This is a genomic window from Alkalihalobacterium alkalinitrilicum (assembly GCF_002019605.1).
Lineage (GTDB): Bacteria > Bacillota > Bacilli > Bacillales > Bacillaceae_F > Alkalihalobacterium > Alkalihalobacterium alkalinitrilicum.
The window spans coordinates 3,561,096-3,580,122 of record NZ_KV917368.1 but is presented as its reverse complement, the minus strand read 5'-3'; the positions used below and the strand labels follow the sequence as shown (position 1 = coordinate 3,580,122).

Sequence of the window (19,027 nt, the reverse complement as noted above, 5' to 3'; positions counted from 1 at the left end):
TACATAAAAAGGGTGGTGTGCTCGTTGTTATCAGAAGAAAAAGTAATAGGCGCATTAAAAACAGTGATGGATCCATTTTTAGATAAGTCCATTGTTGAAGTTGATGCTATTAGAGAAATCAAAATAAATGATAATCATGTAAGTTTAAAAGTAGCTATTGCAAAAACAGGAACAGCTGAACAAATGCAATTACAACAACAGATGGTCAATACACTTAAAGAAGCTGGAGCTGAATCCGTTGGACTGCGTTTTGAAAATCTAACAGAACCAGAATTGCAACAGCGAGGTGGAGTTCAACAGAAGCAAGCTCCATCATTACTTACATCTCAAGATACAACGTTTATTGCAGTGACAAGTGGTAAAGGTGGTGTTGGAAAGTCAACAGTATCTGTAAACCTGGCAACAACACTCGCTCGATTAGGTAAAAAAGTAGGAATTATAGATGCTGACATATACGGGTTTAGTGTTCCTGATATGATGGGTGTAGAAGAACGTCCAAAGGTTATCGCTGAGCGCATTTATCCTGTAGAACGTTTTGGCGTAAAAGTAATTTCAATGGGATTTTTCGTCGAAGATAATGCACCTGTTATTTGGAGAGGGCCGATGTTAGGGAAAATGCTTAACAACTTTTTTAGTGAAGTAGAGTGGGGGGAGCTCGATTATTTAATTTTAGATTTACCTCCTGGTACTGGAGATGTAGCGCTAGATGTTCATACAATGCTTCCGACGTCTAAGGAAATTATTGTAACTACGCCACATGCAACTGCAGCATTTGTTGCTGCACGTGCGGGCGCAATGGCGATTAAAACGAATCATGAGATCATTGGAGTAGTTGAAAATATGTCTTATTTCGAAAGCAAAGTAACAGGAGAAAAAGAGTACGTATTTGGTCGCGGTGGTGGAGAGCGTCTTGCTGAAGAATTGAAGACGAAGGTCATAGGGCAAATTCCACTAGGTCAGCCAGAAATTAATAAAGATGATTTTGCACCTTCAATTTATGATGATAATCATCCGATTGGAAAAATTTATACTGAAATTGCAAAACGTGTTATTGAAAAAGTAGAAAAATAAATTAAAGAAGCAGTCCCATTGTAATTTTGGGACTGCTTGTTTTGGCTATGAGCCTTCTCCGCCACCTTCACCTTGTTGTTCTTTCTCTTCTTGTTGTTTCGCTTCCTTTTGTAATTGTTCCGCTGTAACCTTCCCTAATATTTGGTTAACTTTTGAAACGAAGAATGGACTTTCAAAAGCATCCGCCATAATGGTCATCACTTGTTGGCGGTATTCTTTTGTTCTCATTAAATCAAGAGCGGCCTTTTCCATTTCCGGGTCTTTTAGTATATCCATCATCATTTGTTGATACTCTGGGTCCTTCATTAGTGCTTTAAGCATTTTTTCTGTTTCGGGTTTTATACTTTCAGCTAATGCTCGTGCAAATTCGGGGTCTTGCATCGTTTGTTGCCAAAAGGCTTTTCCTTGTTCAGAAGTTAAGGTTTGTTGGATTGTTTGCTTAACAAAAGCCTGTTCCATAATTAGTTCCTGTTGGACTTCTTCATCCGTTATCGCTTCTGAGATGGCTTTTTTTCCTTCATCTGTTTGCAACATATCGACCATCATTTTTTTCATACTCTCGTAATCAGGTTGGGAGTTTCCGCCACCTTCGGCAGTCGCACAACCAGTAATGAAAAAGATGAGGATAGTTGGTATTATGATTAGTTTGCGATATCGCCCCATAAATCTCTTCCTTTCGCTCATTTTGTCATTAATATGCAATATTTCTACAAATTTTATGCGTATCTTCAAGCCATAATCTAGATTTTTTAGAATGTCATTGGTACAATCAATAGAGCATGATTAGAAAGATGGAGGAGCGTTCATCGTGAATAGCCGTAAAGTTGTTTATTTGTTTTTCACCTCTCTTTTAATTGGAAGTATTAGTGGTGCGATTGTAGGACTAGTCATTGACTGGTCATTGTATACAAGTGAAGGTGCCATGAACTTTATCTTTGGTTTAGTTTGGTTACTAGGTATTAGTGCTGCCTTTAGTTTAATTAGTCAAATGGGTTTCTTTGCATATTTAACTATTCATCGCTTAGGGTTAGGTCTATTTAAAACAGCGAAGCTGTGGAACAAAGTTCAAGTTATTGTTATTGCTTTTGTCATTTTTGATTTAATATACCTTCGTTATATTGCTTTTGCCGAAGCGGATGAAACCATTTTTAATTATGTATTGATGCCTATTCTAATTTTGATTTACGGTATTATTATCGCGTATATAAAAGCAAAAGATACGAATCAAGGAGCTTTCATACCTGCATTATTCTTCATTGTAGTTGTCACTACAATTGAGTGGGTTCCAGCACTTACTGTAAATGACCCAAAATGGTTATGGATTTATTTTGCACCGTTGTTAGCAGCTAATACGTGGCAGTTATTAATATTGCACCGGCTAACTGGAAATCAAACGAAATAAAACCAACGATTAATAAAAGGAAACAGATGTAAAATTCCCATCTGTTTCTTTTTTCTTTTTATTAAAACTATAATTTTTCCAGAATTAACAGGCGGTTAACATCTAACTTGAAGACTTCGAGGAATTAAAGAAGCTTAAGTTGGGAATAAGTTGCCAGTCTTAATGAACATTGCCACGTCCTATGGCAACATCTATGAGACCTGCATTACATCGTGTGGGTCTCGACTAACCAACAGTGGGGGAAGAGGAACACCCTCACTGTTGGTTGTTTAGCTTTATCAAATTGTAGATTTAATAGGAAGAACTTTTGACCGCATTGTCGGTGGTACTACTTAATTTCTTCACTCTTAGTTGTTGTACTAGCTATTAATTCAGTTACTGTTGTGAACTGATACCCTTTACTTTTTAGGCGGTCTAGAATGATAGGTAATGCTTTATGAGTTTGTTTCACGGAGTCTGATGCATGAAATAGAATTACATCTCCTTTACTAGATTGTTCTAGCGTTTGATCGACAATTTGGTCCACTCCAGGGTTTTCCCAGTCATTAGTATTAACACTCCAGTGGACAATGGAGTAATCTAGTTTGTCAGCTATTCCAAGAACGCGTTTGTCAAACTGTCCATGTGGGGGTCTCAATAAGGTAGGTTTTTTTTCCGTTAGTTCAGTAAGAACTTGATCTCCTCTTCGAATATCTTTTTTTATTTTTTCATCATCCCAAGAAGGGTAGCTTTCATATTGATAACCATGGTTACCAATTTCATGTCCATCCTCAACGATACGTTTGACGGTATCTGGGTGACGTTCGGCCCATGCACCTGAGAGAAAAAAAGTAGCCTGAACATTTTTATCTTTTAATATGTCCAGAATTGGTAAGGCTCTTTGATCACCCCAACTAATGTTAAAAGTTAGAGACATCACTTTATCATCGGTTTTTGCTTTGTGAAACGCTTGAGGTCCATCCGATGTCGAAAAAACCATTAATTCATTTCGTTCGACAAACAATAGTCCAGCGGTAAAAAAGGCCGCAACAATAATAATTGATAATTGCTTTATTTTTTTTCCATTCCACACCAAAAAGAACTTCATTTTACCCCTCCCTTGTCCCATGCCCTAAAATAACTCTATGCAATAACGGACAAGATATGAATAAAATTACAAGTTTTAGAAAACAATTTTAAAACAGACTCTTAAATTTATTGGTAGAGGTGGAAAATAATGCTTGGGTTTTTACTAAACATGAAAGAAGTACAAGAAGTAGAATATTTGTTGAAGAGAGAGATGGAGGAATTACTTCTTGATTTAACTGATCCAAGAATAGATAACGTAGTAAAAAAAGCTATGGAAGAAAAGTATCAAATCATTTTTGGGATATATCGTCGCTTTGCATCACCTAAAGAATGTTCAAAGTATATTAGAACATCACAGTATAAACATTTAAATTAAGTAAGCTATTCCTACTACCTCGTGAAGTAAGGTGTATCTACACGGGGTAGAATTTTTTAATATAATGTATTGACGAATATATAGGAGTTTGTTATAGTATTTCTTACGCACTAATTAAACACTAATTATCAACAAGTTAATATGTTTCTTCGTTTAAAAAATATATTGACTTCAAGTTTTGAAATGTGTTATGATTAATAAGTCGTCGTTAAGATGAGACGAAAAAGTTCTTTGAAAACTGAACAAAAAGCCAAGCGAAATAAAGAGATACATGATATCTCGTCAAAGTTTTAAAAACGTCACGTTTGTGACGATGAGCTTAATCAAACACTTTATTGGAGAGTTTGATCCTGGCTCAGGACGAACGCTGGCGGCGTGCCTAATACATGCAAGTCGAGCGGACCTTTCAAGAGCTTGCTCTTGAAAGGTTAGCGGCGGACGGGTGAGTAACACGTGGGCAACCTGCCCTGTAGACTGGGATAACTTCGGGAAACCGGAGCTAATACTGGATAATCAATAACATCACATGGTGTTATTGTAAAAGTTGGGTTTACCTAACACTACGGGATGGGCCCGCGGCGCATTAGCTAGTTGGTGAGGTAATGGCTCACCAAGGCGACGATGCGTAGCCGACCTGAGAGGGTGATCGGCCACACTGGGACTGAGACACGGCCCAGACTCCTACGGGAGGCAGCAGTAGGGAATCTTCCGCAATGGACGAAAGTCTGACGGAGCAACGCCGCGTGAGTGATGAAGGCCTTCGGGTCGTAAAGCTCTGTTGTTAGGGAAGAACAAGTACCGTTCGAATAGGGCGGTACCTTGACGGTACCTAACCAGAAAGCCACGGCTAACTACGTGCCAGCAGCCGCGGTAATACGTAGGTGGCAAGCGTTGTCCGGAATTATTGGGCGTAAAGCGCGCGCAGGCGGTCTTTTAAGTCTGATGTGAAAGCCCACGGCTCAACCGTGGAGGGTCATTGGAAACTGGAAGACTTGAGTACAGAAGAGGAGAGTGGAATTCCACGTGTAGCGGTGAAATGCGTAGAGATGTGGAGGAACACCAGTGGCGAAGGCGACTCTCTGGTCTGTAACTGACGCTGAGGCGCGAAAGCGTGGGGAGCAAACAGGATTAGATACCCTGGTAGTCCACGCCGTAAACGATGAGTGCTAGGTGTTAGGGGTTTCGATGCCCTTAGTGCCGAAGTTAACACATTAAGCACTCCGCCTGGGGAGTACGGCCGCAAGGCTGAAACTCAAAGGAATTGACGGGGGCCCGCACAAGCGGTGGAGCATGTGGTTTAATTCGAAGCAACGCGAAGAACCTTACCAGGTCTTGACATCCCTTGACACCTCTGGAGACAGAGCGTTCCCCTTCGGGGGACAAGGTGACAGGTGGTGCATGGTTGTCGTCAGCTCGTGTCGTGAGATGTTGGGTTAAGTCCCGCAACGAGCGCAACCCTTGATCTTAGTTGCCAGCATTTAGTTGGGCACTCTAAGGTGACTGCCGGTGACAAACCGGAGGAAGGTGGGGATGACGTCAAATCATCATGCCCCTTATGACCTGGGCTACACACGTGCTACAATGGATGGTACAAAGGGCAGCGAAACCGCGAGGTCGAGCCAATCCCATAAAACCATTCTCAGTTCGGATTGTAGGCTGCAACTCGCCTACATGAAGCCGGAATCGCTAGTAATCGCGGATCAGCATGCCGCGGTGAATACGTTCCCGGGCCTTGTACACACCGCCCGTCACACCACGAGAGTTTGTAACACCCGAAGTCGGTGGGGTAACCTTTTGGAGCCAGCCGCCTAAGGTGGGACAGATGATTGGGGTGAAGTCGTAACAAGGTAGCCGTATCGGAAGGTGCGGCTGGATCACCTCCTTTCTATGGAGTATTTACTCTAGTCGATACATACTTCGTATGTACGCTTTGGTCTTTTTTGTTCAGTTTTGAGAGAACTCAAAACTCTCTGATTTACTTTTTGCATCTGTGTCTACGAGCAACGCTTCGAAGTAAGCTTCCTCGATGCAAGGCTGCAAGAAGTATAACTTAGATGACTGTTCAAGTTGTAATTGAAGTCAGTTGCCTTGTTCAGTTTTGAAAGCATTTACTTCTTTCAATTGATATATTTCTAAATTAAGTGACGAATTAGAAGCAAGGAGTACGAGGCGGCAAGCTCACGAGTAGCGGAATGTACGTTTAAAGTGTACATGAGCAACGCAGAGAGCGCAGTCAACGAGTAATCCGCCGCTTATCATTTGTCGAATGGTTAAGTTAGAAAGGGCGCACGGTGAATGCCTTGGCACTAGGAGCCGAAGAAGGACGCGACGAACAGCGAAATGCCTCGGGGAGCTGTAAGTAAGCTTTGATCCGGGGAGATCCGAATGGGGGAACCCACCATCCGTAATGGGATGGTACCCATACCTGAATACATAGGGTATGAGGAGGCAGACCTGGGGAACTGAAACATCTAAGTACCCAGAGGAAGAGAAAGCAAATGCGATTTCCTGAGTAGCGGCGAGCGAAACGGAATTAGCCCAAACCAAGAGGCTTGCCTCTTGGGGTTGTAGGACGTCTCACATGGAGTAAGAAAAGACGATCATAGGCGAAGCGGTCTGGAAAGGCCCGTCAGAGAAGGTAACAGCCCTGTAGCCAAAATGATCGTCTCTCCGAGACGGATCCTGAGTACGGCGGGACACGTGAAACCCCGTCGGAAGCAGGGAGGACCATCTCCTAAGGCTAAATACTCCCTAGTGACCGATAGTGAACCAGTACCGTGAGGGAAAGGGGAAAAGCACCCCGGAAGGGGAGTGAAAGAGATCCTGAAACCGTGTGCCTACAAGTAGTCAGAGCCCATTTACGGGTGATGGCGTGCCTTTTGTAGAATGAACCGGCGAGTTACGATCCCGTGCAAGGTTAAGCTGATAAGGCGGAGCCGCAGCGAAAGCGAGTCTGAATAGGGCGGATAAGTACGTGGTCGTAGACCCGAAACCGTGGGATCTACCCATGTCCAGGGTGAAGTTCCGGTAACACTGAATGGAGGCCCGAACCCACGCATGTTGAAAAATGCGGGGATGAGGTGTGGGTAGGGGTGAAATGCCAATCGAACTCGGAAATAGCTGGTTCTCCCCGAAATAGCTTTAGGGCTAGCCTCGAGGGAAGAGTATTGGAGGTAGAGCACTGATTGGGCTAGGGGTCCCCACAGGATTACCGAACTCAGTCAAACTCCGAATGCCAAATACTTATCCTCGGGAGTCAGACTGCGAGTGCTAAGATCCGTAGTCAAGAGGGAAACAGCCCAGGCCGTCAGCTAAGGTCCCCAAGTATACGTTAAGTGGTAAAGGATGTGGAGTTGCCCAGACAACCAGGCTGTTGGCTTAGAAGCAGCCACCATTTAAAGAGTGCGTAATAGCTCACTGGTCGAGTGACTCTGCGCCGAAAATGTACCGGGGCTAAACGTATCACCGAAGCTACGGCTTGTCCTTACGGACAGGGGTAGGGGAGCGTTCTAAGTGCAGCGACGTCAGACCGGAAGGACTGGTGGAGCGCTTAGAAGGGAGAATGCCGGTATGAGTAGCGAAAAGAGGGGTGAGAATCCCCTCCGTCGAAAGCCTAAGGTTTCCTGAGGAAGGCTCGTCCGCTCAGGGTAAGTCGGGACCTAAGCCGAGGCCGAAAGGCGTAGGCGATGGACAACAGGTTGAAATTCCTGTACCACCTCCTCACCGTTTGAGCAATGGGGGGACGCAGTAAGGTAGGGTAAGCGCGCTGATGGATGCGCGTCTAAGCAGTTAGGCTGGTAAGTAGGCAAATCCGCTTACCATAAAGGCTGAGCTGTGATAGCGAGGGAAATTAAGTACCGAAGTTCCTGATCCTACACTGCCAAGAAAAGCCTCTAGCGAGGTGAGAGGTGCCCGTACCGCAAACCGACACAGGTAGGCGTGCAGAGAATTCTAAGACGCTCGGGAGAACTCTCGTTAAGGAACTCGGCAAAATGACCCCGTAACTTCGGGAGAAGGGGTGCTCTGGTAGGGTGTATGCCCGAGAGAGCCGCAGTGAATAGGTCCAAGCGACTGTTTAGCAAAAACACAGGTCTCTGCGAAGCCGCAAGGCGAAGTATAGGGGCTGACACCTGCCCGGTGCTGGAAGGTTAAGGGGAGCGGTTAGGCGCAAGCCGAAGCTGTGAACCGAAGCCCCAGTAAACGGCGGCCGTAACTATAACGGTCCTAAGGTAGCGAAATTCCTTGTCGGGTAAGTTCCGACCCGCACGAATGGTGTAACGACTTGGACACTGTCTCAACGAGAGACCCGGTGAAATTATATTACCTGTGAAGATGCAGGTTACCCGCGACAGGACGGAAAGACCCCATGGAGCTTTACTGTAGCTTGATATTGGATTTTGGTACAGCTTGTACAGGATAGGTAGGAGCCTTGGAAGCGTGAGCGCCAGCTTACGTGGAGGCGTCGGTGGGATACTACCCTGGCTGCATTGAAGTTCTAACCTCGAACCGTGATCCGGTTCAGGGACAGTGTCAGGTGGGCAGTTTGACTGGGGCGGTCGCCTCCTAAACAGTAACGGAGGCGCCCAAAGGTTCCCTCAGAATGGTTGGAAATCATTCGTAGAGTGCAAAGGCATAAGGGAGCTTGACGGCGAGACCTACAAGTCGAGCAGGGACGAAAGTCGGGCTTAGTGATCCGGTGGTTGCGCATGGAAGGGCCAGCGCTCAACGGATAAAAGCTACCCTGGGGATAACAGGCTTATCTCCCCCAAGAGTCCACATCGACGGGGAGGTTTGGCACCTCGATGTCGGCTCATCGCATCCTGGGGCTGAAGTAGGTCCCAAGGGTTGGGCTGTTCGCCCATTAAAGCGGTACGCGAGCTGGGTTCAGAACGTCGTGAGACAGTTCGGTCCCTATCCGTCGTGGGCGTAGGAAATTTGAGAGGAGCTGTCCTTAGTACGAGAGGACCGGGATGGACACACCGCTGGTGTACCAGTTGTTCCGCCAGGAGCATAGCTGGGTAGCTACGTGTGGACGGGATAAGCGCTGAAAGCATCTAAGCGTGAAGCCCCCCTCAAGATGAGATTTCCCATTACGTTAAGTAAGTAAGACCCCTTAGAGATGATGAGGTTGATAGGTCTCGGGTGGAAGCGTGGTGACACGTGGAGCTGAGAGATACTAATCGGTCGAGGGCTTATCCAAAACATAAAGCGTTGATATTCTTCTAGTACATTATCCAGTTTTGAGAGAATGACGCTCCATCATAAGCATCGTAGAAATGCGAAGCTTATCACCATTTTATAAGTCTAGTGGCGATAGCGAAGAGGTCACACCCGTTCCCATGCCGAACACGGAAGTTAAGCTCTTCAGCGCCGATGGTAGTTGGGGGCTTCCCCCTGTGAGAGTAGGACGTCGCTAGGCTATTACATAATTTCTCGTTCCACAGTAGCTCAGTTGGTAGAGCAATCGGCTGTTAACCGATCGGTCGCAGGTTCGAGTCCTGCCTGTGGAGCCAACTCGCTTCCATAGCTCAGTTCGGTAGAGCACTTCCATGGTAAGGAAGGGGTCAGCGGTTCAAGTCCGCTTGGAAGCTCCAGCACACTTACATATTTGGTATAATGACTTTCCGTAATGGAAGGTCTTTTTTTGTATCTAAAAAATTTCAACAATTTCTTGAATAAAATAAAAAATACTAAATTTGTATAATAATATTATAATTTGAACTGTTTAATTATTTTGATTTATTTGTTACAATAGTGCATAATTATAAAGTATTAATTATAGGAAGATGGTAGGTTATAGACTGAGTTTGCATTTCAAGAAAAATATCAGAATAGTTTTTAAAAACCAGAATAGAGAAAAAGACGATTGCTCGCTGTAGTTAAGTCAGAAGGAGATAGCCATGTTAAACCACATAAACGAATTAAAAAAATTGATATCCAATGAAAGAGTTACTACGAATGAGACGATGTTAGAACAACATAGTAGAGACGAATCTTATCATCGTCCTAGCCTTCCAGATGTCGTTATTTTTCCTGAGTCTAAAGAAGAAGTTAGTAAAATCTTAGCTTATGCAAATCAACATAAAATTCCAGTTGTTCCTTTTGGATTAGGGACAAGCCTTGAAGCACATGTTATTCCTTACAATGGAGGAATTTCACTCGATCTGTCGCTCATGAATCAAATTGTTGAAATAAAAGAAAAGGACTTTCTTGTAAAAGTTGGGCCAGGGGTGACAAGAACGCAATTAAATAAAGAGTTAAAAAAATATGGGTTGTTCTTTTCTGTAGATCCAGGAGCGGATGCTACCCTCGGTGGTATGGCTGCAACAAATGCTAGTGGAACAACATCGGTTAAGTATGGAATTATGAGGGATCAAGTACGAGACCTTGAAGTCGTCCTTGCTAATGGTGACATTATTCATACAGGAGGTTTGGCAGCTAAGTCGTCTTCTGGTTATCATTTGAATGGTTTAATGGTCGGTTCAGAAGGGACATTAGGTGTAATAACTGAGTTAACGTTAAAAGTGTACGGGATCCCAGAGGAGACTATGGCGGCGAGAGCATCTTTTCCTTCAGTAGATAATGCTGTAGATGCGGTTGTGTCAATTTTATCGGCAGGCATTCCTATTGCTAGAATTGAATTAGTAGATGCACGTTCCATAAAACAAGTAAACCAACAATTGAAAACGACGTATGAAGAGAGTCCTACGTTATTCTTAGAATTTCATGGAAATGAAGCTGGTTTACAACAGGATGTAGAATTTACGAAAGAAATCGTACATGACTTAGGGTGTAAAGATATCTTGTTTGAAATAGACTCAAAAGCGAGACATGAATTATGGGAAGCTCGCCATAATTTAGCTTATGCTTTTATACACGGTTCACCAGGGCGAAAGTTAATGGTTACTGACGTTAGTGTTCCTCTTTCAGAGTTGTCGAATGCGATTGCGCACTCAAGAAGTGAAGTAGATAAATTAGGTTTAGATGGTGCGATAACAGGCCATGTAGGCGATGGTAACTACCATGTATTGTTAATGGTTGATTTAAACAATGAAGAAGAAATGAAGTTAGCTCAAAAATTCAACCAGACCATTGTTCAATACGCTATTTCAAAGGGTGGAACCTGTACTGGTGAACATGGTGTCGGACTTGGAAAGGCCAAGTACCAACGGTTAGAGCATGGCAGTTCATACGAAGTGATGAAGGCTATTAAAAAGTCTTTAGATCCTAATAATATATTAAATCCAGGTAAAATTTTTGTTGATTAATCGATCAACAAAACAAAATAAATAAAAAATTAAATTTGGGGGATTCAAAATGAAAAAGAGAAAGTATTTAGCACCATTTGTTGCTGTCCTTGCTAGTTTATCACTAGTAGCGTGTGGCAGTGGGTCAGACTCAGACTCAACAAATGAAGGAGAAACTACTAGCGGAAGTGACAGTACTGATAGTGGTGAAGTTTTTAAACTTCAAGCAGGTCACTCTTTACCAGAAGATCATCCTTATGAAAAGGCTTTTCAGAAATTAGCTGAAACTGTTGAAGAAAGAACAGATGGCCAAATTGTAATTGAGACGTTTCCAAGTAGTCAAATTGGTGCAGAAAGAGAATTAACAGAAGGGCTTACTTTTGGTACAGTTGATTTAGTAGTTTCTTCAACTGCACCTGTAACGAACTTTGTTCCTGAATTAGGTGTGCTCGATTTGCCATTTTTATTTAATGATCGTGAAGCTGCAGTAGAAGTATTAGAAGGTGAAATTGGACAGGGGTTATTTTCAAGTCTAAGTGAGCAAGGAATTATCGGATTATCTTGGGGTGAGAATGGCTTTAGACATATTACAAATAGTGAACGACCAATCAATAGTCCTAGTGATTTAGAAGGGTTAACGATTCGTACACAAGAAAATGAGTTTCATTTAGCTGCATTTGAAATGTTAGGTGCTAGTCCGTCTCCGATGGCTTGGACAGAAGCTTTAACAGCTCTTCAACAAGGTGTTGTTAAGGGACAAGAAAATCCTGCAATCGTTGCTGATCAGTTTGATTTATATAATGCAAATCAAGAACATATGACATTAACTGGACATGTCTATTCTGTAGCCATCTTTATGTTAAGCCAAGACACATATGATAAATTACCAGAAGACTTACGTGAGATTTTAGTTGAAGAAGGTCAAAATATTGGTTCGTATCAAAGAGATTTAATTGTGGAAATGGAACAAGAATCTCTTAACAAATTAGCTGAGCAAGGTATGCAAATTATTGAAGATATAGATGTTGAACCTTTCCGTTCAGCGATTTCTGATGTATATGATAGATTTGAATATCAAGAGTTGTTACAACAAATTTTAGATGCACAACAATAAGCATTGAAGTTAAGGAAAGCGGGAAGTTGTCTTCCCGTTTTTCTTCTTATCTGGTCTTTAAATCTGTCAATAATCCTGTGGTAGTACTACATGTTGATAATAATGTTATATTAAAAGTTGCCAAAAGGCGGTGATTATGTTGAGAAAAGCCATAAAGGGAATGAATCAAACATTAAATATTATATTAGTCCTGATTTTTGTAGTCCTTACTGTAGCTGTTTTTTGCCAAATTATATTTCGTTTTGTACTTAACCAACCTTTAGCTTGGACTGAAGAACTATCGAGATATAGTTTAGTTTGGATTACCTTTCTAGGAGCAGCCTTTGCCATGTCCAAAAATGCACATATCGGTATGGAGGTTCTTAGAGATCGAGCGCCTGCTTTTCTTAAAAAAATTTTGGCGATCGTGGCAACAGTTGTTTGTCTTGGATTTTTCTTCATTATGATAAAAGAAGGTTATAGTTTAGCTGGAAGATCAATGAATCAACTGTCACCCGTATTAAAGATACCGATGGGAATAGTATATTCTGTAATACCAATAAGTGGCGTTATACTAGCAATTAATATTATAGATGTAACCATTCGGCAATTAAGGCAAAGAGAGGAGGGGTAAGGGTGGGCACTATTTTATTTATCTTATTATTTATTTTATTTATTATTAACGTTCCTGTAGCTATTGCACTAGGGATGTCCGCAGCAATTATATTTATCATTCAAGACTCGGTTCCACTCGTTGCAATCATGCAACGTATGTTTAATTCTGTAGATTCTTTCCCTTTACTCGCGATCCCTTTCTTTATTTTAGCCGGTAAATTAATGGAAAGTGGGGGAATCTCCAAAAGGCTTATTCATTTAGCAAATGTGATCTTTGGTAGAATTAGAGGAGGTTTAGCAATCGTTTCAGTGGTTGCCTGCGCCTTTTTTGCAGCTCTTTCAGGTTCGGCTGCTGCGACAACAGCTGCAGTAGGGTCTATTCTTATCCCTGCAATGGTTAAAAAGGGATATGACAAAAATTTTTCAACAGCCATTCAAGCTGCTGGTGGAACAGTTGGCGTAGTCATCCCACCGAGTGTTCCACTCGTATTATTTGGTGTAGCGGCAGGGGTTTCAATTAGTGATTTATTCATTGCGGGGATTATTCCTGGCGTGTTTATTGTTTGTTCATTAACAGTATTAGTTTATATCATTTCTGTAATCAAAGGCTATGGTGGTGGGGAACCTTACAATTTTTCAGAGTTCCTGAAAGCTTTTAAAGATGCGTTTTTAGCACTTATGATGCCAGTAATTATTTTAGGTGGAATTTACGGTGGGATTTTTACTCCAACGGAAGCCGCAGTAGTTGCAGTCGTTTACGGGTTAATTGTCGGTGTATTTATATATCGAGAAATCAAACTAAAACAATTATATGAAATTTTTTCGGCTTCTGTCTTGATGACATCAGTAATTATGTTCATTATTGTAGGAGCTTCAATCTTTGGTTATTACTTAACGAGAGAAAAGATTCCAGCTCAAATTACTGAGTTTATGTTAGGGATTACTGATAATTGGATTGTAGCGCTTCTAATTATCAATGTCTTATTATTGATCATTGGTATCTTTTTAGAGACAGCTGCAGCGATTATTATTTTAACACCTATTTTAGCACCAGTTGCGCTAGCATTAGGGATTGATATGGTGCATTTTGGAATTATTATGATAGTGAATTTAGCAATTGGTTTTATTACTCCGCCTGTAGGGATAAACTTATTCGTTGCTTCTAATATTGCAGGAACGAAATTTGAAAATATTGTTCGTGCCATTATTCCATTTATAATAGTGATGATTCTTTGTGTATTAATTATTTCTTTTGTTCCTCAAATTAGTTTATTTTTACTTTAGAAAAGTATTGTGAGAGGCTGAATATAGAGTCTATTGGTTTTTAATGAAGAAATTTTGTTCTGACATCGTATAAATAGAGATGTATGTCAGAGCAAAAACTTTTTCAGCCTCCATTATCGTTTTTTTATTTCAAAAGTTTTTAAAAAGGGTTGCAAACGAATGGTTACCTCTGATATAATCTCTTTTGTCAGTATAAAAGGTAACACATGGCCCGTTGGTCAAGCGGTTAAGACACCGCCCTTTCACGGCGGTAACACGGGTTCGAATCCCGTACGGGTCACCAATTTCTAAAAGATTTTTAGAAGCAAGAAGTTCGAGGAAGTGAAGTCCTGAGGAACAGATCGTATCTAGATACGTGAGTACAGAAGGGCGAAACTGACGAAGAAATTCGCAGCTTATCAAAATCTTAATGGAGGATTAGCTCAGCTGGGAGAGCACCTGCCTTACAAGCAGGGGGTCGGCGGTTCGAGCCCGTCATCCTCCACCATGCCGGTGTAGCTCAATTGGTAGAGCAACTGACTTGTAATCAGTAGGTTGGGGGTTCAAGTCCTCTCGCCGGCACCATTTTCAGCTTACAATTAAGCAAAGTACAATCTTTTGGAGGGGTAGCGAAGTGGCTAAACGCGGCGGACTGTAAATCCGCTCCCTGAGGGTTCGGCGGTTCGAATCCGTCCCCCTCCACCACTAAATATAGGATGGGCTATAGCCAAGCGGTAAGGCAACGGACTTTGACTCCGTCATGCGTAGGTTCGAATCCTGCTAGCCCAGCCATTCGAGCCATTAGCTCAGTTGGTAGAGCATCTGACTTTTAATCAGAGGGTCGAAGGTTCGAGTCCTTCATGGCTCACCATTTCAATGCGGAAGTAGTTCAGTGGTAGAACATCACCTTGCCAAGGTGAGGGTCGCGGGTTCGAGTCCCGTCTTCCGCTCCAAATGGTATAACAATGTAAGTGAATTGCAGGTATAGCTTAATGGTAAAACCTCAGCCACGAGCGAAACATCTGTGAGATAACATCGAGTTGCCTTGACGCAAGAACATCTATGCATCTGCTAGAAGAGGAAGAGGCATGATAATGTAAGTGAATAAACTGCGGGTGTAGTTTAATGGTAAAACCTCAGCCTTCCAAGCTGATGTCGTGAGTTCGATTCTCATCACCCGCTCCATAATATTTAGTGGGGCCTTAGCTCAGCTGGGAGAGCGCCTGCCTTGCACGCAGGAGGTCAGCGGTTCGATCCCGCTAGGCTCCACCATAATTTACTACAACCTTAGATAGAATATCTAAGGATTTTTTTGTTTTTGTGAGGTGTAATCTATTATTCTATCTTATTCCTTCAATTTCCATATAAACATGGTAAAATAGGAAGTATGTTTTGAAAAAAATTAGTGAAATAGAAACTTTTTCTACAGTGGTTCGTATATAGACTAACCGCAATTTAAGCGGAGGTAATAAAAAATGGATAGAATTGTGCAGCAACTAATTAAAGAAGTGAAAAAAGGTGACCAACAGGCTTTTGGTGAACTTGTAGAATTATTTAAAGATAAAGTGTATCAGTTGTCATATCGGATGGTTGGTAACGTACATGAAGCACAAGATATTGCCCAAGAAGCTTTTTTACGTGCATATACTAACCTTGATAGTTATGACACTTCTCGTAAATTTTCTACTTGGCTGTTTAGAATAACGACAAACTTATCAATTGATCGGCTGCGAAAGAAAAAGCCAGATCAATTTTTGGGTGATCCAATTTCTGGGGGCGAGGGACTGACGGTTCAATCACAAATTGCAGCTGATCAAGAGCTTCCAGAAGATCAAGTGGTCGTATTAGAAATGCAAGAGTGGATTCAGGATGAAATTAGTCAACTTCCTCCGAAGTATCGTTCAGCGATTATACTCAAATACATCGAAGATCTTTCTCTCAAGGAAATTAGTGAAGTCCTAGATTTGCCTATTTCAACGGTAAAAACAAGGATACATAGAGGGAGAGAAGCATTAAGAAAGAGAATGAGAAATAAGTAAAAGGAGGACTTTCAAATGGCATGTGAATCGAAATATGTTTCATTAATGCATAAATATTTAGACGGTGAAGCGTGTGACAAAGAACGTGCTAGCCTTTACGAACATATAAAACAGTGTGAAGACTGTAATGAACATTATAAAGAGTTAAAACGAACGATAGCATTTGTCCAAAGTTCTTCTCATATATCCGCCCCTAAAGATTTAACGGCGAACGTATTAAAGCAATTGCCTGAAGATAAAAGAACTACTTCGCGTGTTTGGAAAAGTTGGATTAAACGCCATCCTTTCTTAATTGCTGCTGCTATATTTTTAGTATTTATGTCTTCGAGTGTTGTTTCCTTATGGAATCATCAAGAAGGACAGTTGACGGTCTCTGGTGCTGGGAACTTACAAATAGATAAGGAGACTGGAACAGTTGTTGTCCCAGAAGGTGAAGTTGTTGAAGGGGATTTGACGATACGAAATGGAAAGCTTGAGGTAGCTGGTGAGGTTAAAGGGAGTATACTGCTAATTAATAGTGAGCAGTATTTGGCTTCTGCTGGTTCAGTAAGTGGAGAAATCAAAGAAATTAATCAAGTGTTAGATTGGACTTGGTATCATATTAAGCATTTCCTATTAGAAGTGATTAATGTTTTTGAACGTGACTCAGAGGAGTAACTTTTTTGAGCGTTCATAGTTTTAAAGTAAAAGTAAAAATATTGAAGTATTTCTTTATGGTATAATGAAAAAGCTATTTATTAGAGTATAGTTTCGTTTTAATAATGTTTGGAGGACGCAAGTATGTTTCCTGACGGTGAAATACAAATTCTTACGCATTTAGGAAGTATAATTGATATATTATTAGTCACCTATGTGATCTATAAGCTTATTATTGTGATCCGTGGAACGAGAGCGGTCCAATTATTAAAGGGGATTACCGTTATATTAGCTGTATGGATATTAAGTAACATCCTCGGCTTACGGACACTTCATTGGCTTATGACGCAAACAGTGACATACGGTTTATTAGCGATTATTATTATTTTCCAGCCTGAGCTTAGAAGGGCGTTAGAACAATTAGGGAGAGGACGCTTCTTTTCAAGAACGAATATCCCTCAAGAAGAGTTAGCGACGAAGTCAATAGAAGCAATTTTAAAAGCTTCTAGTTATATGGCGAAACGTCGAATTGGTGCACTTATTTCAGTCGAAAGAGAAACGGGCATGAATGACTATGTTGAAACTGGAATTGGTATGAATGCAAAGTTAACTTCAGAACTTTTAATTAATGTCTTTATACCAAATACACCATTGCATGATGGAGCCGTCATTATTAAGGAAAATTCAATCCTTGCTGCGGGTTGTTATTTACCTTTATCAGAAAACCCGTTTATTTCAAAAGAACTCGGTACAAGGCACCGCGCAGCTCTAGGAATTAGTGAAGTAACGGATAGTATAACAATTGTTGTATCCGAGGAAACCGGGAATGTTTCTCTTACCAAAAATGGAGAGCTTCACCGTGATCTAAATGAAGAGCAACTACGTCACTTACTAGAAAAAGAGCTTATGTTGGAAACAAGACCAACTACCACCTCTCGTTGGCAATGGGGAGGGAAGAAAAATGGATAAATTCTTTAATAGTCCATGGTTTGTTAAGATTGTATCTTTTTTCATTGCCTTAATGTTATTTATGATGGTCAATTATGATAACTTAACTAATCAACCAGTAGGGGTCTTACCTACCGTTACTCCTGGTACATATACGTTAGAAGAAGTGGATGTTACCGCATATTATGATGAAGATCGTTTTGCTATAACAGAAATGACAGAAAGCGTTCAAGTCAACTTAAAAGGACCGCAAAGTTCAATTACACTTTTTCAAGTGACGCGGCCATCCTATGAGGTGTTTGCAGATTTAACGGATCGAGAAGCGGGCGTGCATCATATTAGTATTGAACATAGAGGCTTCCCAAATGACGTCTCGGTTACGATTGTCCCACAGTTTGTTCGAGTGGTTTTACAGGAGAAAAGAACGGTATCGTTACCTGTTGAAGTTGATTTAGTGAATCGTGCCGAAATCGCTGAAGGGTATTCTATAGGTACACCAATTGTGACGCCAGTAAATGTAGAGATTACTGCAGCAGAAGAATTCATTGATCAAGTGGCAATAGCAAAAGTGTATGTCGATGTAAAAGATGCAGATAAAACCATTGAAAAAAGTGCGCCAGTAAAGTTGTATGATCATTTTGGGAATGAGCTACATCTTGATATTGAGCCATCAGTAGTCGATGTGCGTGTTCCGATAACAAGTCCATATAAAGAAGTACCCGTTAAAGTAACAAAACAAGGGGAGCTACCAGAAGGAGTAAGCATAAATTCTATCACTGTAGATCCAAAAGTGGTGACAATTTTTGGACCACAAAATGTATTAAACAATATTTCATTAATTGAGGGGATCATTTTAGATTTAAATGAAATTTCTCAAAGTCAGACAGTACAATTAAATGTACCGAGACCGCGAGGAGTGGAAAAGGTAGATCCTGAAGTAGTTAATGTAACGATTGAATTAAGTGTGGAAGAAACCTTAACGATAGAAGATATACCTTTAGAGATTACAGGGTTACCTGAAGGGTTTACGGCTGAAATTATAACTCCTGAAAATCAAGTAACCGATATACTAGTCAAAGGGTCTAGGTTACTTTTAGATAAATTAACGACTGAAGATATTCAGGCATTTGTCGATATTAATCAGCTTTCTCCAGGAGAACATGAAGTCGATATACAAATAGTAGGTCCACAAAACTTATTGTTTTTTACGGAAATTGAAAAAGCGTTAATTGTAGTAGAAGAAATGGAACAAGAAGATCAATAAGGGAT

At 41.3% G+C, this 19,027-nt stretch carries 13 protein-coding genes, 11 tRNA genes and 3 rRNA genes; 25 read left to right on the top strand and 2 right to left on the bottom strand.

Annotation, left to right across the window (positions count from 1 at the left end; all coding sequences use genetic code 11):
- The first annotated feature begins 24 nt into the window (after positions 1–24).
- Positions 25–1,071, top strand: coding sequence for an Mrp/NBP35 family ATP-binding protein (locus BK574_RS17310; RefSeq protein ID WP_078429446.1), 1,047 nt, complete (start codon positions 25–27; stop codon positions 1,069–1,071).
- A 45-nt stretch (positions 1,072–1,116) separates the two neighbouring features.
- On the opposite strand, the gene gerD is transcribed toward BK574_RS17310, so the two are convergent.
- Positions 1,117–1,734 (bottom strand): spore germination lipoprotein GerD, encoded by a 618-nt coding sequence (gerD, locus tag BK574_RS17305; RefSeq protein WP_075388558.1) that lies wholly within the window; start codon positions 1,732–1,734, stop codon positions 1,117–1,119.
- 145 nt (positions 1,735–1,879) lie between these two features.
- Between gerD and BK574_RS17300 the strand changes: the two genes are divergently transcribed.
- Positions 1,880–2,473 (top strand): KinB-signaling pathway activation protein, encoded by a 594-nt coding sequence (locus tag BK574_RS17300; protein WP_078429445.1) that lies wholly within the window; start codon positions 1,880–1,882, stop codon positions 2,471–2,473.
- Positions 2,474–2,801: 328 nt separating this feature from the next.
- On the opposite strand, the gene pdaB is transcribed toward BK574_RS17300, so the two are convergent.
- Complete coding sequence (gene pdaB, locus BK574_RS17295) at positions 2,802–3,560, bottom strand: polysaccharide deacetylase family sporulation protein PdaB (protein ID WP_075388556.1); 759 nt, start codon at positions 3,558–3,560, stop codon at positions 2,802–2,804.
- 129 nt (positions 3,561–3,689) lie between these two features.
- Between pdaB and BK574_RS17290 the strand changes: the two genes are divergently transcribed.
- From BK574_RS17290 to BK574_RS17180, 23 genes are all read left to right on the top strand, one after another.
- On the top strand, positions 3,690–3,917 hold the full coding sequence (locus BK574_RS17290) for a hypothetical protein (protein ID WP_075388555.1): 228 nt from the start codon (positions 3,690–3,692) through the stop codon (positions 3,915–3,917).
- 332 nt (positions 3,918–4,249) lie between these two features.
- Positions 4,250–5,802: ribosomal RNA gene (locus BK574_RS17285) — 16S ribosomal RNA — on the top strand.
- Positions 5,803–6,185: 383 nt separating this feature from the next.
- Positions 6,186–9,117 (top strand): 23S ribosomal RNA (locus BK574_RS17280).
- 103 nt (positions 9,118–9,220) lie between these two features.
- Positions 9,221–9,336 (top strand): 5S ribosomal RNA (gene rrf / locus BK574_RS17275).
- The 16S, 23S and 5S rRNA genes sit together here with 2 tRNA genes alongside, the layout of an rRNA operon.
- 18 nt (positions 9,337–9,354) lie before the next feature.
- A tRNA-Asn gene (locus BK574_RS17270) sits at positions 9,355–9,430 on the top strand.
- 4 nt (positions 9,431–9,434) lie between these two features.
- Positions 9,435–9,511: transfer RNA gene (locus BK574_RS17265), tRNA-Thr, on the top strand.
- 306 nt (positions 9,512–9,817) lie between these two features.
- On the top strand, positions 9,818–11,185 hold the full coding sequence (locus tag BK574_RS17260; protein ID WP_078429444.1) for an FAD-binding oxidoreductase: 1,368 nt from the start codon (positions 9,818–9,820) through the stop codon (positions 11,183–11,185).
- A 49-nt stretch (positions 11,186–11,234) separates the two neighbouring features.
- Positions 11,235–12,278, top strand: a complete 1,044-nt coding sequence (locus tag BK574_RS17255; protein ID WP_078429443.1) for a TRAP transporter substrate-binding protein — start codon at positions 11,235–11,237, stop codon at positions 12,276–12,278.
- A gap of 139 nt (positions 12,279–12,417) precedes the next feature.
- The gene (locus tag BK574_RS17250; protein ID WP_078430907.1) at positions 12,418–12,891 is read left to right on the top strand and encodes a TRAP transporter small permease; all 474 of its coding nucleotides are present in this window, start codon (positions 12,418–12,420) and stop codon (positions 12,889–12,891) included.
- A gap of 2 nt (positions 12,892–12,893) precedes the next feature.
- Positions 12,894–14,156: a TRAP transporter large permease gene (locus BK574_RS17245; RefSeq protein WP_075389078.1), complete on the top strand. Its 1,263-nt coding sequence runs from the start codon at positions 12,894–12,896 to the stop codon at positions 14,154–14,156.
- A 208-nt stretch (positions 14,157–14,364) separates the two neighbouring features.
- Positions 14,365–14,439 (top strand) — tRNA-Glu (locus tag BK574_RS17240).
- A gap of 128 nt (positions 14,440–14,567) precedes the next feature.
- A tRNA-Val gene (locus tag BK574_RS17235) sits at positions 14,568–14,643 on the top strand.
- Position 14,644: 1 nt separating this feature from the next.
- A tRNA-Thr gene (locus BK574_RS17230) sits at positions 14,645–14,720 on the top strand.
- 35 nt (positions 14,721–14,755) lie between these two features.
- A tRNA-Tyr gene (locus BK574_RS17225) sits at positions 14,756–14,840 on the top strand.
- A gap of 12 nt (positions 14,841–14,852) precedes the next feature.
- Positions 14,853–14,927: transfer RNA gene (locus BK574_RS17220), tRNA-Gln, on the top strand.
- A 3-nt stretch (positions 14,928–14,930) separates the two neighbouring features.
- Positions 14,931–15,006, top strand: a tRNA-Lys gene (locus BK574_RS17215).
- Between the two features lie 7 nt (positions 15,007–15,013).
- Positions 15,014–15,088 (top strand) — tRNA-Gly (locus BK574_RS17210).
- A gap of 158 nt (positions 15,089–15,246) precedes the next feature.
- A tRNA-Gly gene (locus BK574_RS17205) sits at positions 15,247–15,320 on the top strand.
- 11 nt (positions 15,321–15,331) lie between these two features.
- A tRNA-Ala gene (locus BK574_RS17200) sits at positions 15,332–15,407 on the top strand.
- Positions 15,408–15,610: 203 nt separating this feature from the next.
- Positions 15,611–16,174 carry an RNA polymerase sigma factor SigW gene (gene sigW / locus BK574_RS17195; protein WP_075389079.1) on the top strand — a complete coding sequence of 188 codons (564 nt, stop codon included), beginning with the start codon at positions 15,611–15,613 and terminating at the stop codon, positions 16,172–16,174.
- A 15-nt stretch (positions 16,175–16,189) separates the two neighbouring features.
- Positions 16,190–16,831 carry an anti-sigma factor family protein gene (locus BK574_RS17190; protein ID WP_078429442.1) on the top strand — a complete coding sequence of 214 codons (642 nt, stop codon included), beginning with the start codon at positions 16,190–16,192 and terminating at the stop codon, positions 16,829–16,831.
- Between the two features lie 123 nt (positions 16,832–16,954).
- On the top strand, positions 16,955–17,779 hold the full coding sequence (cdaA, locus tag BK574_RS17185) for a diadenylate cyclase CdaA (protein WP_078429441.1): 825 nt from the start codon (positions 16,955–16,957) through the stop codon (positions 17,777–17,779).
- Positions 17,772–19,022 (top strand): CdaR family protein, encoded by a 1,251-nt coding sequence (locus tag BK574_RS17180; RefSeq protein WP_078429440.1) that lies wholly within the window; start codon positions 17,772–17,774, stop codon positions 19,020–19,022. Before cdaA ends, BK574_RS17180 begins: the two co-directional genes overlap by 8 nt.
- The last annotated feature ends 5 nt before the right edge of the window (positions 19,023–19,027 follow it).

Coding starts and splice junctions, on each gene's coding strand:
- gerD (WP_075388558.1), bottom strand. CDS start 1,734: ATGGGGCGATATCGCAAACTAATCATAATACCAACTATCCTCATCTTT.
- pdaB (WP_075388556.1), bottom strand. CDS start 3,560: ATGAAGTTCTTTTTGGTGTGGAATGGAAAAAAAATAAAGCAATTATCA.
- BK574_RS17290 (WP_075388555.1), top strand. CDS start 3,690: ATGCTTGGGTTTTTACTAAACATGAAAGAAGTACAAGAAGTAGAATAT.
- BK574_RS17260 (WP_078429444.1), top strand. CDS start 9,818: ATGTTAAACCACATAAACGAATTAAAAAAATTGATATCCAATGAAAGA.
- BK574_RS17255 (WP_078429443.1), top strand. CDS start 11,235: ATGAAAAAGAGAAAGTATTTAGCACCATTTGTTGCTGTCCTTGCTAGT.
- sigW (WP_075389079.1), top strand. CDS start 15,611: ATGGATAGAATTGTGCAGCAACTAATTAAAGAAGTGAAAAAAGGTGAC.
- BK574_RS17190 (WP_078429442.1), top strand. CDS start 16,190: ATGGCATGTGAATCGAAATATGTTTCATTAATGCATAAATATTTAGAC.
- cdaA (WP_078429441.1), top strand. CDS start 16,955: ATGTTTCCTGACGGTGAAATACAAATTCTTACGCATTTAGGAAGTATA.
- BK574_RS17180 (WP_078429440.1), top strand. CDS start 17,772: ATGGATAAATTCTTTAATAGTCCATGGTTTGTTAAGATTGTATCTTTT.